19 protein-coding genes and 1 tRNA gene are annotated in these 13,275 nt (G+C 67.0%); 11 read left to right on the top strand and 9 right to left on the bottom strand.

All coding sequences use genetic code 11. The features are described from left to right. Nucleotides 1-233: 233 nt before the first annotated feature. Nucleotides 234-614, top strand: a complete 381-nt coding sequence (locus tag ACFQQC_RS17815; protein WP_376863889.1) for a hypothetical protein — start codon at nt 234-236, stop codon at nt 612-614. A gap of 66 nt (nt 615-680) precedes the next feature. Here ACFQQC_RS17815 and ACFQQC_RS17810 read toward each other — a convergent pair whose 3' ends face one another. Then, complete coding sequence (locus tag ACFQQC_RS17810; protein WP_376863888.1) at nt 681-1,217, bottom strand: c-type cytochrome; 537 nt, start codon at nt 1,215-1,217, stop codon at nt 681-683. 154 nt (nt 1,218-1,371) lie between these two features. On the opposite strand from ACFQQC_RS17810, the gene ACFQQC_RS17805 reads away from it, so the two are divergent. Both ACFQQC_RS17805 and ACFQQC_RS17800 read left to right on the top strand, forming a co-directional pair. After that, nucleotides 1,372-1,638 carry a ferrous iron transport protein A gene (locus ACFQQC_RS17805; protein ID WP_376863887.1) on the top strand — a complete coding sequence of 89 codons (267 nt, stop codon included), beginning with the start codon at nt 1,372-1,374 and terminating at the stop codon, nt 1,636-1,638. Further along, nucleotides 1,638-3,521, top strand: a complete 1,884-nt coding sequence (locus ACFQQC_RS17800) for a ferrous iron transporter B (protein ID WP_376863886.1) — start codon at nt 1,638-1,640, stop codon at nt 3,519-3,521. Before ACFQQC_RS17805 ends, ACFQQC_RS17800 begins: the two co-directional genes overlap by 1 nt. 10 nt (nt 3,522-3,531) lie before the next feature. Here ACFQQC_RS17800 and ACFQQC_RS17795 read toward each other — a convergent pair whose 3' ends face one another. Together ACFQQC_RS17795 and ACFQQC_RS17790 are read right to left on the bottom strand one after the other, a co-directional pair. Next, a complete protein-coding gene (locus tag ACFQQC_RS17795; protein ID WP_376863885.1) occupies nt 3,532-3,840 on the bottom strand; it encodes a TonB family protein in 309 nt (102 codons plus the stop codon). 99 nt (nt 3,841-3,939) lie between these two features. Next, nucleotides 3,940-4,014, bottom strand: a tRNA-Thr gene (locus tag ACFQQC_RS17790). Nucleotides 4,015-4,075: 61 nt separating this feature from the next. On the opposite strand from ACFQQC_RS17790, the gene ACFQQC_RS17785 reads away from it, so the two are divergent. Then, nucleotides 4,076-4,429 (top strand): DMT family protein, encoded by a 354-nt coding sequence (locus ACFQQC_RS17785; protein WP_376863884.1) that lies wholly within the window; start codon nt 4,076-4,078, stop codon nt 4,427-4,429. Nucleotides 4,430-4,605: 176 nt separating this feature from the next. Here the strand turns inward: ACFQQC_RS17785 and ACFQQC_RS17780 are convergent, their stop codons facing one another. Further along, entirely contained in the window at nt 4,606-5,040 is a 435-nt protein-coding gene (locus ACFQQC_RS17780; protein ID WP_376863883.1) for an HIT family protein, read from the bottom strand. Between the two features lie 101 nt (nt 5,041-5,141). Between ACFQQC_RS17780 and ACFQQC_RS17775 the strand changes: the two genes are divergently transcribed. Beyond that, a complete protein-coding gene (locus ACFQQC_RS17775) occupies nt 5,142-5,495 on the top strand; it encodes a phage holin family protein (protein WP_376863882.1) in 354 nt (117 codons plus the stop codon). On the opposite strand, the gene ACFQQC_RS17770 is transcribed toward ACFQQC_RS17775, so the two are convergent. Next, nucleotides 5,492-6,652, bottom strand: a complete 1,161-nt coding sequence (locus ACFQQC_RS17770; protein WP_376863880.1) for a GNAT family N-acetyltransferase — start codon at nt 6,650-6,652, stop codon at nt 5,492-5,494. The genes ACFQQC_RS17775 and ACFQQC_RS17770 overlap by 4 nt on opposite strands. Nucleotides 6,653-6,800: 148 nt before the next feature. After that, complete coding sequence (locus ACFQQC_RS17765; RefSeq protein ID WP_376863879.1) at nt 6,801-7,259, bottom strand: RidA family protein; 459 nt, start codon at nt 7,257-7,259, stop codon at nt 6,801-6,803. Nucleotides 7,260-7,463: 204 nt separating this feature from the next. On the opposite strand from ACFQQC_RS17765, the gene ACFQQC_RS17760 reads away from it, so the two are divergent. Beyond that, on the top strand, nt 7,464-8,303 hold the full coding sequence (locus tag ACFQQC_RS17760; RefSeq protein WP_376863878.1) for a cytochrome c4: 840 nt from the start codon (nt 7,464-7,466) through the stop codon (nt 8,301-8,303). A gap of 100 nt (nt 8,304-8,403) precedes the next feature. Here the strand turns inward: ACFQQC_RS17760 and ACFQQC_RS17755 are convergent, their stop codons facing one another. After that, nucleotides 8,404-9,648 carry a DNA polymerase IV gene (locus tag ACFQQC_RS17755; RefSeq protein WP_376863877.1) on the bottom strand — a complete coding sequence of 415 codons (1,245 nt, stop codon included), beginning with the start codon at nt 9,646-9,648 and terminating at the stop codon, nt 8,404-8,406. Between the two features lie 187 nt (nt 9,649-9,835). Here ACFQQC_RS17755 and ACFQQC_RS17750 point away from each other — a divergent pair, with 187 nt between their 5' ends. The 5 genes from ACFQQC_RS17750 to ACFQQC_RS17730 all read left to right on the top strand — a co-directional run bounded on the left by ACFQQC_RS17750 (nt 9,836) and on the right by ACFQQC_RS17730 (nt 12,811). Next, nucleotides 9,836-10,201, top strand: a complete 366-nt coding sequence (locus ACFQQC_RS17750; RefSeq protein WP_141626327.1) for a response regulator — start codon at nt 9,836-9,838, stop codon at nt 10,199-10,201. Between the two features lie 7 nt (nt 10,202-10,208). Beyond that, nucleotides 10,209-11,573 carry a PleD family two-component system response regulator gene (locus ACFQQC_RS17745; RefSeq protein ID WP_376863876.1) on the top strand — a complete coding sequence of 455 codons (1,365 nt, stop codon included), beginning with the start codon at nt 10,209-10,211 and terminating at the stop codon, nt 11,571-11,573. Between the two features lie 201 nt (nt 11,574-11,774). Beyond that, complete coding sequence (locus ACFQQC_RS17740; RefSeq protein ID WP_376863875.1) at nt 11,775-12,044, top strand: hypothetical protein; 270 nt, start codon at nt 11,775-11,777, stop codon at nt 12,042-12,044. After that, on the top strand, nt 12,041-12,388 hold the full coding sequence (locus ACFQQC_RS17735) for a hypothetical protein (RefSeq protein WP_376863874.1): 348 nt from the start codon (nt 12,041-12,043) through the stop codon (nt 12,386-12,388). Before ACFQQC_RS17740 ends, ACFQQC_RS17735 begins: the two co-directional genes overlap by 4 nt. Before the next feature lie 138 nt (nt 12,389-12,526). Further along, nucleotides 12,527-12,811, top strand: coding sequence for a hypothetical protein (locus tag ACFQQC_RS17730; protein ID WP_376863873.1), 285 nt, complete (start codon nt 12,527-12,529; stop codon nt 12,809-12,811). Nucleotides 12,812-12,815: 4 nt separating this feature from the next. On the opposite strand, the gene ACFQQC_RS17725 is transcribed toward ACFQQC_RS17730, so the two are convergent. Continuing rightward, nucleotides 12,816-13,001, bottom strand: coding sequence for a hypothetical protein (locus ACFQQC_RS17725; RefSeq protein WP_376863872.1), 186 nt, complete (start codon nt 12,999-13,001; stop codon nt 12,816-12,818). Between the two features lie 89 nt (nt 13,002-13,090). Beyond that, nucleotides 13,091-13,258 (bottom strand): 50S ribosomal protein L33, encoded by a 168-nt coding sequence (gene rpmG, locus ACFQQC_RS17720; protein ID WP_029417689.1) that lies wholly within the window; start codon nt 13,256-13,258, stop codon nt 13,091-13,093. Nucleotides 13,259-13,275: the final 17 nt, after the last annotated feature.

The following is a 13,275-nucleotide window of genomic DNA, read 5'->3' as shown; positions in this document are numbered from 1 at the left end:
CGGTTGGCAACCTGAACGCCGAATTGGCGACCGTGTTTGTTACACGAAGGCCTACCGATCGCCTGAAGTGGACTTCGAAGAAGTTACAGGCTGTGCCGCCGCCCGGTGAGACCGGCGAAGCGTCCGACACAAATGGGCCGTGCGAGACGGCAACGTCCGCAATGGGTCGGGAGACGAAGTTCGCCTAAGGGTGGAAAGGAGACATTCGCATCGAGCGGAGTTAGCCTCCAAACATGCCGACGCCACCAGCCGATATCGCCACGCTGATCGCCAGCGAGTTGTCCGTCCTCACAGACGACAACGTAAAGCAGGCAGTTCTTCATGGGCTTGTCGATCCCCGCCCGATCACCCTCGGCTGGGATTACGGAATTCGCGGACAGCAGTTTGAGGGGTGGGTCGTGTTCGACCACGAAGCGGAGTCAGATACCTTGATCGTCTACTGCGAGCATGGGTTCGGCCCCCTGTCGCCGTGGGGCTTGGTATTCGCCGCCCCCCATCAGGGAATCCGGTCGATGGGGATGGACAGCGGGTGGTTTCGTTCATTCATGGAGGCGTTCTGGGACTCTCACGCCGCCACACCCCTCGCCCAAAGCGGACAGTCCGTAAGTCGCTAGTGGGTCGAAAGCGGCTATTAGCCGATGCGCCGATAGCGGACGTCGACAAACGACGACCGCCTGCGGTTATTGAACCGTCGCGGGAGCGGGCGCCGCCACCGGAGCCGCCGCCGCCGCACCTTCCGGTACATATCCCGTTTCGACCTTCAGCCAGGCGATCACATCCCGGCGGTCGTCCGGACTATCCAGACCGGCGAAGCTCATCTTCGTGCCCTTCAGGAAGGTGTGCGGGTTCTCCAGCCAGTGATCCAGCTTCTCCGCGTCCCAGACGAAGCCTGCCGACTTCACCGCGTTGGAATAGTTGTAGCCCTCCACGCCGCCCGCCTGACGACCGAAGACGCCGTACAGGTTGGGGCCGGTCAGGTTGGCGCCGCCCTCGGCGACCGTGTGACAGGACCTGCAGCGGGCGAAGACGCGGCGTCCGCTTTCCAGATCGCCACTGTTGTAGGGGGCGGGCAGGGCGGCCAGCAGCACGGCCTTCTGCTCGGGCGTAAGCGCGGGTTTCACCGGGGCGGGCGCGCTCGGGGCGCCGCCGTCGCCACAGGCGGACAGGCCCAGCAGGGCGCCGGCGGCGAGGAGGGGCAGGGGGACGTGGCGGCGCATGGACGGGCTCCGGATTTCCGCGCCAGTGATAGACCAATGGCTTGCCGGAACAACTCCCTGCGACGCTTGTGCGGGGTGGACGCTGACGCTTCGCACCTGATAATCACTGTCACCAAATTAGAGCGCTCCTCGCGCCGACGACCGAATGAGTTCCATGTCCGACACCCTCAAACTGAGCGACGCCCGCAAGGGCGACCGCGGCGTCATCCTCAAGGTCGGCGAGCACTGCCATCACCAGAACGATGCGGTCGAGCTGGAGCGTCGCCTGATCGAGCTGGGCTTCGTCGAGGGCGCGCGGGTGGAACTGCTGCATGAGGGCCTGTTCGGCCGCGATCCCATCGCCATCAAGGTGGACGACATGCGCGTGGCCCTGCGCCGCCACGAGGCCGCCAGCCTGATCATTCAGCTGGACGCCGCCTGATGGACGTCGCGCTGAAGACCGCCCGCATCGCCCTGGTCGGCAATCCGAACAGCGGCAAGACCGCCCTGTTCAACGCCCTGACCGGCTCGCACCAGAAGGTCGCCAACTACGCCGGCGTCACCGTCGAGCGGAAGGAGGGCTTCATCCGCTCGGCCTCGGGGCGGTCGATCTCCGTCCTCGACCTGCCGGGCACCTATTCCCTGCGCGCCCGCAGCCCTGACGAGGAAGTCACCCGCGACGCCGTTCTGGGCCGGCTGGCGGGCGAGACGCCGCCGGACGTGATCGTGGCCGTGGCCGACGCCACCAACCTGCGCCTCGTCCTGCGTCTGATCCTTGAGCTGAAGGCCATCGGGCGCCCGATGGTGCTGGCGCTCAACATGTTCGACATCGCCCAGCGTCAGGGCCTGCGCATCGACCTCGAAGGCCTGCGCGCCGAACTGGGCGTGCCGATCATCACCACGGTGGCCACCCGCCGCCGGGGCATCGGCGATCTGGTCGCCGAGGTCGAAAACACGCTGGCCGCCAACGCCTCCTTCGGCGACAGCGACTGGGTCGCCCCCGACGCCGAGGCCCTGCGCGGCAAGGCCCGCGAGGCCGAGCGCATCATGAAGGCCTACGTCTTGCCGCCCGAGCGGCCGGACACGATCACGGGCAAGATCGACAGCGTGCTGCTGCATCCGGTGGCCGGCCTGATCATCCTGCTGGGCATCCTGTTCGTCATGTTCCAGTCGGTCTTCGCCTGGGCCGCCCCCGCGATGGACGGCATTGAGGCCGGGATCGGCCTGCTGGGTACGGGCGTCGCCGCCCTCATCCCGGACGAGGGGATGTGGGGTCTGGTGCAGAGCCTGCTGGTCGACGGCCTGATCGGCGGCGTGGCCAGCGTGCTGGTCTTCCTGCCGCAGATCCTGATCATCTTCGCCTTCATCATCGCGCTGGAGGACTTCGGCTACATGTCCCGCGCGGCCTTCCTGATGGACCGCATCATGGGCGGGGCCGGACTGCACGGCCGCGCCTTCATCCCGCTGCTCTCCAGCTTCGCCTGCGCCATCCCCGGCATCATGGCCACGCGGGTGATCGACAACCGCCGCGACCGCCTGACCACCATCCTCGTCGCGCCGCTGATGACCTGTTCGGCGCGTATCCCGGTCTATGTGCTGATCATCGCCGCCTTCATCCCGAACGAGACCGTCTGGGGCTTCGTGAACCTGCAAGGTCTGGTCATGTTCGGCCTGTACGCCGCGGGCATCTTCAGCGCCCTGACCGTCTCCTTCGTCATCCGCAAGATCTTCTGGAGGGGCTCGACCGAGCCCTTCATGATGGAGCTGCCCGCCTACAAGATGCCGGACCTGAAGAACGTCCTGTTCAATCTGTGGCTCCGGGCCAAGATCTTCATCAACCGCGCCGCCCGCATCATCCTGCCGCTGATGATCGCCGTCTGGTTCCTGTCGACCTTCCCCTATCCGCCGGAAGGCGCGACCGGCCCGGCCATCGACTACTCCTTCGCCGGCATGATCGGTCACGCCCTGGAGCCCCTGTTCGCCCCGATCGGCTTCAACTGGCAGATGGTGGTGGCGCTGGTGCCCGGCATGGCGGCGCGCGAGGTGGCCGTCGCCGCCCTGGGCACCGTCTATTCGGTCGCCGACGCCGAGAACGCCACCAGCGCCATGGCCGGTGTGTTGGCCGCCAACTGGTCGCTGGCCACCGGCTTGGCTTTCCTGGCCTGGTACATCTTCGCGCCCCAGTGCCTGCCGACGCTGGGCGTGGTCCGTCGCGAGACCAACTCCCTGCGCTGGACCTGGATCATGATCGTCTACATGTTCGGTCTGGCCTACCTCGCCGCCTTCGTGACCTACCGGGTCGCGGTGGCGCTGGGCGGGGGCTGACAGACCGCGATCAGGGCGTGAACTGGATGGTGCGGGCGAACTGAACGTCGCGCGGACCGGGGGCGACCTCGGCATCCCGCATCAGCGCGATAGCCGCCTCGCCGAACCCCAGTCCGGGGTGGGTCTCTTCCAGCACCTGGCAGTTCTCGACCCGGCCATTCGCGCGCGCCGTACATTCCAGCGTCACAATCACGCTGCTCAGGATCGGAGGAGCGGCTGTGAGAGAGCGGGCCGGCGCCGGGCGAACCGGTTTCACGGCGACCGGAGCCACGGTCGCGGGGTCGAAAAGCAGGGCGGAGGCGAGGACGAGTGCGATCATGAGAGGGCGCTTTCAGAGCCCTTCCTTAATCGACGGGTAAGATTTCCGTTCCGGCCCCATCGTGGTGAACGCACACAGCGACGGGGCTCTGCAGGGGGATGGTGCCGGCTGAGGGGATCGAACCCCCGACCTTCGGTTTACAAAACCGCTGCACTACCGCTGTGCTAAGCCGGCGTCCCGCTTGACGGGCGGTCCTTATGCTGGCGCATGGGGCGATACGCAAGCGGGGGCTCTCGTGCCGATCTCGATTCCTCACATCGCGCCGGTGCTGCTGCTGGTCGCGTCCAACATCTTCATGACCTTGGCCTGGTACGGGCACCTGAAGTTCGGATCCAAGCCGCTGTGGATCGTGGTGATCGTCAGCTGGGGCATCGCCTTCTTCGAGTATTGCCTGGCCGTGCCCGCCAACCGCATCGGCCATCAGGTCTATTCGGCGGCAGAGCTGAAGACGATGCAGGAGGTGATCACCCTGATCGTCTTCGCCGTCTTCTCCGTCACCTTCCTCGGCGAGAAGCTGACGATGAACCATGCGGTCGGCTTCGTGCTGATCATCGCCGGGGCCTGGTTCATTTTCAGAGGGCCGCTGTAGCTGCGACCACCCCCACTGCTATCGTCATCCCGACGAAAGTCGGGACCCAGCGGCGCGCGAGAGCGCGAAGCTGTCGAGAGCACAGCCGCGTGAACGTCGATCGTCAGTGTTTCGCCGCCGTCGCGGCGCCGCCGGGTCCCGGGGTTCGCTTCGCGCCCCCGGGATGACGCTAGCGTTTAAAGCTCAGCCGCGATCCGGTCCGCCAGTCCGCGCAGCACCGCCGCATCGGCCATCGGCGCATGGCCGTGACCCTTCATGGGCCGGTCGGCCCAGCGCGGGATGACGTGGAAATGCAGGTGGAAGACGGTCTGGCCGCCCGCCTCGCCGTTGTACTGCACGATCTGGAAGCCTTCCGGTTTCAGCGCCTTTTCGATGGCCTTCGCCGTCCGCTGGGTCGCCGCCGCGACCTTGGCCAGCACCTCCGGCTCCATCTCCAGCAGGTTCCGGGCGGTCGAGGTCTTGGAGATGATCAGCGTATGGCCTTCCGACTGCGGGAAGACGTCCATGAAGACCAGGACGTCGTCGTCCTCCCACACCTTCACCGACGGAATCTCGCCGCGCAGGATCTTCGCGAAGATGTTGTCGGGGTCGTAGGGGGCGTGAAGGGTCATGTCGGGCTCCGGTCTTGCGACAGGCTAGCAATCCGCGCGCGGGGAGGGGAGCCCTCGCGGCCTTCAGGTGTTATGGTCAAGGTTCACCCACGGAGTTCGCCATGATCCGCCTGATCGTCCAGTTCCTCGTCACCTGTCTGGCCCTGTGGCTGGCGGCGCGGATCGTGCCGGGGGTGTCGTTCAGCGACAACGGCTCCCTGGCCCTCGCCGCCATCCTGCTGGGCATCGCCAACGCCGTGGTGCGGCCGATCCTGACGGTGCTGACCTTCCCCCTGACCATGATCACCTTCGGCTTGTTCCTGCTGGTGGTGAACGCCGCGGTGATCGGTCTGGTCGCCTGGCTGCTGGGCGGGTTCGCTGTCGCAGGCCTCGGCGCCGGCATTGGCGCGGCCATCGTCACCGGCATCGTCAGCTGGATCGCCGGCTGGTTCATCGGGCCCGAGCCGGTCCGCTAGGTCACATCCTTGCGGAAGGGCGACAGCTCCTCCGCCATGGCGTGCATCTCGGCCTCCACCGCCGGGCGCTCCCGCTCCAGATAGTCGGCCACCGGCCCGCGCAGGGCCGGGTCGGCGATGTAGTGCGCTGAATACACCGCTGACGGCAGGTAGCCGCGCGCGATCTTGTGGTCCCCCTGCGCCCCCGCCTCGACCCGCGACAGGCCGTGCTCAATGGCGAAGTCGATGGCCCGGTAGTAGCAGAGCTCGAAATGCAGGAAGGGCACCTCGTCCAGCGCGCCCCACTGCCGCCCGTACAGGGCGTCGCGGCCGATGAAGTTCAGCGCTCCCGCCAGCGGCTCCCCGTCCCGGAAGGCCATGACCAGCGCGATCCGGTCGGCCATGGTCGCCCCGATCCGGCTGAAGAAGTCCCGCGTCAGATAGGGCCGCCCCCACTTCCGGTCGCCCGTGTCCATGTAGAAGCGGAAGAAGGCGTTCCAGTGCTCCTCGCGGATCTCCGCCCCGGTCAGCACCCGGATATCCAGCCCCGTATTGGCCTCGCGCCGCTCGCGCCTGACCGTCTTGCGGCGGCTCGACGACAGGGCGGAGAGGAAGTCGTCGAAGGTCGCATAGCCGCCGTTGCGCCAGATATACTGGATGTCCTGCCGCCTCAGCAGCCCGGCCTCGCCCATAGCCTCCCAGTCGGCGCGGTCGGGGAAGGTCACATGCAGGGAGGAGGCGCCCAGCCGCTCGGTCAGGGTCAGCGCCCCTTGAATCAGGGTCTCGCGCACCGTCGCCGCATCGGCGTCGGGATGGCTCAGGAAGCGCGGCCCGGTCACCGGCGTGAACGGCACGGCGCCCAGCAGCTTGGGATAATACCGCCCGCCCGCGCGCTCATAGGCGTCAGCCCAGCTGTGGTCGAAGACGTATTCGCCCTGGCTATGGGCCTTCAGCCAGAGGGGCATGACCCCGATGACACGTCCGTCTTGGTCCTCCAGCGCCAGATGCCGCCCGGCCCAGCCCTCGCGCGGAACCGCGCTGCCCGAGGCCTCGCAGGCGTCGAGGAAGTCATAGCTGACGAAGGGATCGCCGGTCGGCCCGGCGCAGGCGTCCCAAGCCTCCCGGCCGATCTCGGCGACGGTGTTGTGGACGCGGATCTGGAACCCCGTTCCGCTCATCCCGGCGAAAGCCGGGACCCAGTGCTTTGGGTGATCCGTCCTTGCCGGGTGTGCGCGATCGCCAGTCCTGAAACGCCAGCGTCAGGCTGGACAGGACTGGGTCCCGGCTTTCGCCGGGATGAGCGGGATGTGAGGGCCGTTTTCAGGATCAGCGGACTTCCACGATCGCATCAACCTCGACCGCGAAGCCCAGCGGCAGCTTGTAGACGCCGACGGCCGAGCGGGCGTGGCGGCCCTTGTCGCCGAACACCTCGACCATCAGGTCCGAGCAGCCGTTGATGACGGCGGGGATGGCTTCGAAATCGCCGGCGGCCTGGACGAAGCCGCCCAGCTTCACCACGCGCACCACGCGCTCCAGATCGCCGTCCAGCGCGGCCGAGATCTGGGCCAGCAGGTTCACGCCGCACATGCGGGCGCCCTTCACGGCGTCTTCCTGCGACACGTCCGCGCCGACGGTGCCCTTCAGCCCGCCCGAGGCGTCGTTCGACAGCTGGCCGGAGATGTGCAGCAGGTTTCCGGTCTGGACGTAGGGCACGTAGTTGGCGACGGCCTTGGCCGGTTCGGGCAGTTCGATGCCGAGTTCGGCGAGACGGGCGGCGACGGTCATGGGATTCTCCGGATGGATTTGGGGGCGGTTTAGCGCGGTGAGGGATTAGGGACTAGGGATTAGGGACTAAGGTTGATCCAGCCTGTGGCTCCGACCGCGCAGGAAGCTCCGGGGCCTCCTGATCCCTAATCCCCGACTTGAGCACCCGCCGCTCGACATCTTTCCAAAAACCAATGATCTTCCAGTCGCGCCGGAGGGGTGACGATGCGGAAATGGATCGTGCGGGTAGTGGCGGGCCTCGCGGCCCTGATCGCCGTAGGCGTGCTGGCCTTCTACGGCGTCAGCGAGGCCATGATCCGTCACCGGCCGGAGGTTCCTCTGGTCCAGATTCGCGCCGCGACCGGTCCCGAGGCGGTGGCGCGCGGCGAGCAACTGGCCCGTCTCTACGGCTGCGCCGGCTGTCACGGGGCCAATCTGCAGGGGGAGCAATGGGAGGACAGCGTCTGGAGAGGCCGTCTCTGGACTTCCAACCTGACGCGGGCCATGCCCCGGTACACGGACGCCCAGCTGGCGCGGGCGATCCGGTCGGGGGTGAAGGCTGACGGCTCCCTGATGTGGGGCATGCCGTCCGAAAGCTGGGTGCGGGTCACCGACGCGGAGATGGCCGACCTGCTGGGGTATCTTCGCACCCTCAAGCCGGCAGGACGGGATGCGCCCTCGACCCGGTTCGGGCCTCTGGGCCGTTGGCGTGTCCTGACACGCGAGACGACGCCGACGACCGCATGGGTCGCCGAGGCGCGCGCCAATCCATCCTTCGATGCCGGTCCGGCCTTCATGCGGGGCCGCCATCTGGCCGACACCGCCTGCTCCGAGTGTCACGGCTCCAACCTGAAGGGCCGCCCCGGCGACGCCCCGGATCTGCTGATGGGGGCGTCCTACGATCTGGAGGGTTTCACCCGCCTGATGCGCACGGGCCTCGCCGCCGATGGCAAGGAGAAGGGCCTCATGACCGAGGTCGCCCGCAGCCGCTTCTCGCACTTCACCGATCAGGACATCGCCGACCTGCATGGCTACCTGACGGCGCGGGCGGAGCGGATGGAGTAGGGGAGGGATCAGGGATTAGGGATTAGCGGGCCGGAGTTCGCGGCGCGATCGGAGCCACAGACTGGCTCGACCTAATCCCTAATCCCTAGTCCCTAATCCCTCACTTCAAAGCCCGCCCCGCCACAACGGCCGCCTTGCCGAACTTCAGCCGCAGCGCATCAATCGCCTTTTCGGTCTTCAGCGTACGGGCCTCGGGGCTTTCGAACAGGGCGGCGGGGGCCTCGACGGCATCCACCACCTCGCCCATGCCGATGCCGATCAGGCGGTAGGGGACGCCCAGTTCCGGCGCCAGCAGCTCCCGCCCGGCGGCGAACAGGGCGCGGGCCGTCTGCACCGGTTCAGGCAGGCTGATCCGGCGCGTGATGATCTTGAAATCAGTCTTGCGCAGCTTCAGCACCACGACCCGGCTGGCGACCCCGTCCGCCCGCGCCTTTGAGGCCAGCTTCTCGCACAGGGGCCACAGCTCGTTCTCAAGGTCCGCGACCGCCGTCAGGTCCTCGTTGAAGGTGGTCTCGGCGCTCATGCCCTTGCGGTCATGCTCGGGCTTCACCGCCCGCGCGTCGCGACCATGGGCCAGATCGTGCAGGCGCAGGCCCGTCTCGCCGTATCGCTTCACCAGATCGCGCAGGTCCGCCTTCGCCAGATCGCCCACGGTCGCATAGCCGTCGCTCTGCAGCGTCTTGCCGAACACCGGCCCGACGCCCGGCAGGATGCGCACCGACTTCGGCGCCAGCAGCGCCTGTGACTCGGCGCCGATCACGGAAAACCCGCGCGGCTTGTCCAGTTCGGACGCGATCTTGGCCAGGAAGCGGTTCGGGGCCAGGCCGATGGAGACGGTCAGGCCGATCTCCTCCTCGATGTATTTCTGCAGCCGGATCAGCTGGAAGGCCGGCGGGCCGCCATTCAGCCGTTCGGTCCCTGACAGGTCGATCCACGCCTCATCCAGCGACAGGGTCTGCACCAGCGGCGTCAGCGCCCGGACTGCGCCGAAGATGCGCTCGCTCTCGGTCACATATTTCCGGAAATCCGGCTTCAGCACGACCGCCTCGGGGCAGGCCTTCAGCGCCTTGAACATCGGCATGGCCGAATGCACCCCGTACATCCGCGCCACATAGCAGCAGGTCGAGACCACGCCCCGCTTGCCGCCGCCGACGATGACGGGGACATCCCGCAGTTCCGGCCGGTCGCGCTTCTCCACCGAGGCGTAGAAGGCGTCGCAGTCCAGATGGGCGATGGTCAGATCGGCCAGTTCGTCATGGCTGACCACCCGCCGCGACCCGCACGCGCCGCACCGATCAAGCTTGCGCTCGTCGGTCGTCAGACAGTCGCGGCAGATGGACTTCATACAGCGGAGATTGTGCCTGACGACCGGACCGCAAGCTATCGGGATGACGCGCTCGGACCCGATCCCGTTAACCGCTGGAAAACCGCCGCTTCACCCCAACTTAAGAGAACCGTGGTGAGACTGTAGCGGAAGAAGGCAGGCCCCCGGCGCGGACGCGTCCTGAGAGGGGTGAAATGGCCGGGTGGTGATGTCGAAGAAGGTCCTCATTGTCGAGGATAACGAGCTGAACATGAAGCTTTTTCATGATCTGCTCGATTCCCAGGGGTACGAGACCCTGCAGACCCGCGAGGGCCTGCAGGCGCTCGCCCTGGCGCGCCAGCACAGGCCCGATCTGATCCTGATGGACATCCAGCTGCCCGAGATCTCGGGGCTGGAGGTCACCAAATGGCTGAAGGACGACGAGGAGCTGAACCACATCCCGGTGGTCGCCGTGACCGCCTTCGCCATGAAGGGCGACGAGGAGCGGATTCGCCAGGGCGGCTGCGAGGCCTATATCTCCAAGCCGATCTCGGTGATGCATTTCCTCGAGGTCGTCCGGAAGCATCTGGGATAGGGGCGGCATGACGGCGCGCATCCTTGTCGTGGACGACGTTGAACCGAACGTCCGCCTGCTCAAAGCCAAGCTGACCCTCGAATACTACGAGGTCCTGACCGCCATGGACGGCCAGACGGCGATCGACATCGCCTCGGCGGAGCGGCCCGACATCATCCTGCTGGATGTGATGATGCCCGGCATGGACGGGTTCGAGACCTGTCGACGGCTGAAGGCCGATCCGGTCACCCGCCACATCCCGGTGGTGCTGGTCACCGCCCTGGACGGACGCGAGGACAAGATCCGCGGCCTTGAGGCCGGGGCCGACGACTTCGTCACCAAGCCGATCGACGACGTGATCCTGTTCGCCCGCGTGAAGTCTCTGGTGCGGCTCAAGGCCGTCATGGACGAGCTGCGCGAGCGCGAGGAGAGCGGTCGCCGCTTCGGCGTGGACACCGACGGCGCGGGTCGCCTGCGCGGCTCCGGCGGCCGGGTGCTGATCGTCGATGACAGCGAGCTTCAGGCCGCCAAGATGGTCGAGCAGCTGTCGGACGAGCACCGCCCGGTGCACGAACCTGATCCGGCCGCGGCCCTGATCGCCGCGCGCGGTCCGGTGGACCTGCTGATCGTCAACGTTTCGGCGGCCGGGTTCGACGGCCTGCGCTTCGTCGCCCAGGCCCGTTCGACCGAGGCCTCTCGCCGGGTGCCGATCCTGGCGGTGGTGGAGCCCGCCGACCGGCCGCGCCTGATCAAGGCGCTGGAGTTGGGCGTCAATGACATCCTGCCCCGGCCGGTCGATCCCGAGGAGCTGGACGCCCGCGCCCGCAGCCAGATCAAGCGCAAGCGCTACGCCGACTTCCTCAAGCAGAAGCTCGACTACAGCCTCGAGATGGCCGTCACCGACGCCCTGACCGGCCTGCATAACCGCCGCTACATGGCCGGCCAGTTGCAGGCCCTGATGGGCCGGGCCGGGCAGGGGGGCGACCCCGTGGCCGTGCTGGTCATGGACATCGACCACTTCAAATCGGTCAATGACGGCTTCGGCCACGACGCCGGCGACGAGGTCCTGCGCGAGTTCGCCGTCCGTCTGGCCACCAATGTCCGCGCCATCGACCTGCCGTGCCGTCTGGGCGGCGAGGAGTTCGTCGTGGTCATGCCCGGCGCCTCGCTGGACGACGCCACCCGCGTGGCCGACCGCATCCGTCGCGACGTCGCCGACCAGCCCTTCCCGATCATGTCCGGGGCCGAGAGCCTGACCATCACCGTCTCGGTCGGCGTGGCCTGCTCCACCGGCGCCACCGACACCCCCGACGCCCTGCTCAAGCGGGCCGACGAAGGCGTCTATGAGGCCAAGAGCCGGGGCCGGAATCAGGTCATCGCACGGGCGGCGTAAGATGAGGGCGGTCGGCGTCGCGCTTCTGTCCGTGCTGACGCTCGTGGGTGCGACCGGGAGGCACCGGCTCCGAATCCAACGCCTGAAGTCGCCCCGGCGGCGGCTGACTTTCCCTTCTGCGGGGGAGCCCTGAAACCGGGCGCGGCACAGGCCTATTTCGTACGCCTTGAGCAGGCTCTGGACAGCGGCCAGCCTGTGCCCATGGGATTTTACCACGAGACAGTCGGCATTCGATCAGAAGGCAAGTACCTGACCTTCCGCCGCGACGACTTCAGCCCCGGCGCGGGGGCCTTGCTGTCGAACGCCCAATGGCGCGAGATTGCGGATCGCGCGCTTGGGGACCTGCACAGCGTCGGCTGGCGCGGCTGCATCCTCGCGGACGGCAAGGCGGGGTTCCAGTCGGACGCGAACGGGGAGATGGGGCTCTCCAGCTTTGACAAGGACCGGGGGTGGTCTAGCCTTTCACGATGACCCGGAAGTCGCCGAGATCACCGCAGGAGAACAAAGCGCTCAGCTACGCTCACGACCGGCGGAACACCTACGGTGAGAGCGACAAGGCCTCCCGCAAGGCGATCCCGGCCCGCAAGGCCGGGGAGAACCGCAACAGCCGGCGCAAAGCCGTGCAGGCGCTTGGCGTGGTCGAGATCCTGGATGAAGCGGCGCTGGATGTGCTCGAAAGCTCGCTGAAGCACGACATCGAACGCGTCGGCGGCTGGACCAAGGCTGCGGATGAACCGCTGGGCGAGTTTCTCAAGGTGCAGGCGAAGCGCCGCTCATGGCGCGGCCTGCCGCCGACGCGGGGGCGGGAAGGTTGATGCACACCTCCGCTGGCACGGTCTGGCGAGGCGTCCCGACTGCGGGCGACGCCCTGTTCTTCCCCACCATCCTGTTCAACGACGGCAGCGCCGAAGGCTCGCTGACGCTTCGGGTGATCGGGAACGAGGTACGCCGACGTGGCTTCGGTGTGCGGCTACAGCGAAACCGCCTACTGGTCCTTCGCGGAAGAGACCCGGCGGCCACAGCATTTCCTGAACATCATCGAGACGTCAGGGGAACCCGACCGGATGGCCGAGCTCGGACGCGACGGTCTTGTCCACTACCTGCTGTGTGGCGGCGATACGTGCTGCGAAGTTCTGGCTCGCGACCACTACGTCATCACAGCGTTCGACGCAGAACTGGAGCTGGAGACGCAGGCTCTGCGCAGGCGTGAGCTGGAACTGGCTCGCCTGAGGGGCTGATCGCCTAGCGCGTCATCCACGGCTTGGACTTGCCCGCGGCGATGCGGGCCGCCTGTTCGCGCTGGAACTTTCCGCCGCGCGGCGGTTGCGGCTTGGCGGCGATCTTGGCCTGCTTCAGACGCAGCGCCTTCTGGGCCGGGGTTTCGTCGGCGGGAATGGTCGCGGCGGCTGGGTCGGGCTGGTCGGTCATGAGGCTGTCTACCATGCCCGGGAGGGGCAACGAAAAACGCCCGGTCATCGCTGACCGGGCGTTTCGAAAATCGTCAGGCGATCAAGCGCTTACTTGATCTTGCCTTCCTTGAACTCGACGTGCTTCTTCACGACCGGGTCGTACTTCTTGACGACCATCTTCTCGGTCATGGTGCGGGCGTTCTTCTTGGTGACGTAGAAGAAGCCGGTGTCGGCGGTCGAGTTCAGGCGGATTTTGATCGAGGCGGGCTTGGCCATCGGAGTAATTACCTTTG

The organism is Brevundimonas sp. GCM10030266, from assembly GCF_042666595.1.
GTDB lineage: Bacteria > Pseudomonadota > Alphaproteobacteria > Caulobacterales > Caulobacteraceae > Brevundimonas.
The sequence above is the reverse complement of the archived record's forward strand: the minus strand, read 5'-3'. Positions and strand labels throughout refer to the sequence as shown.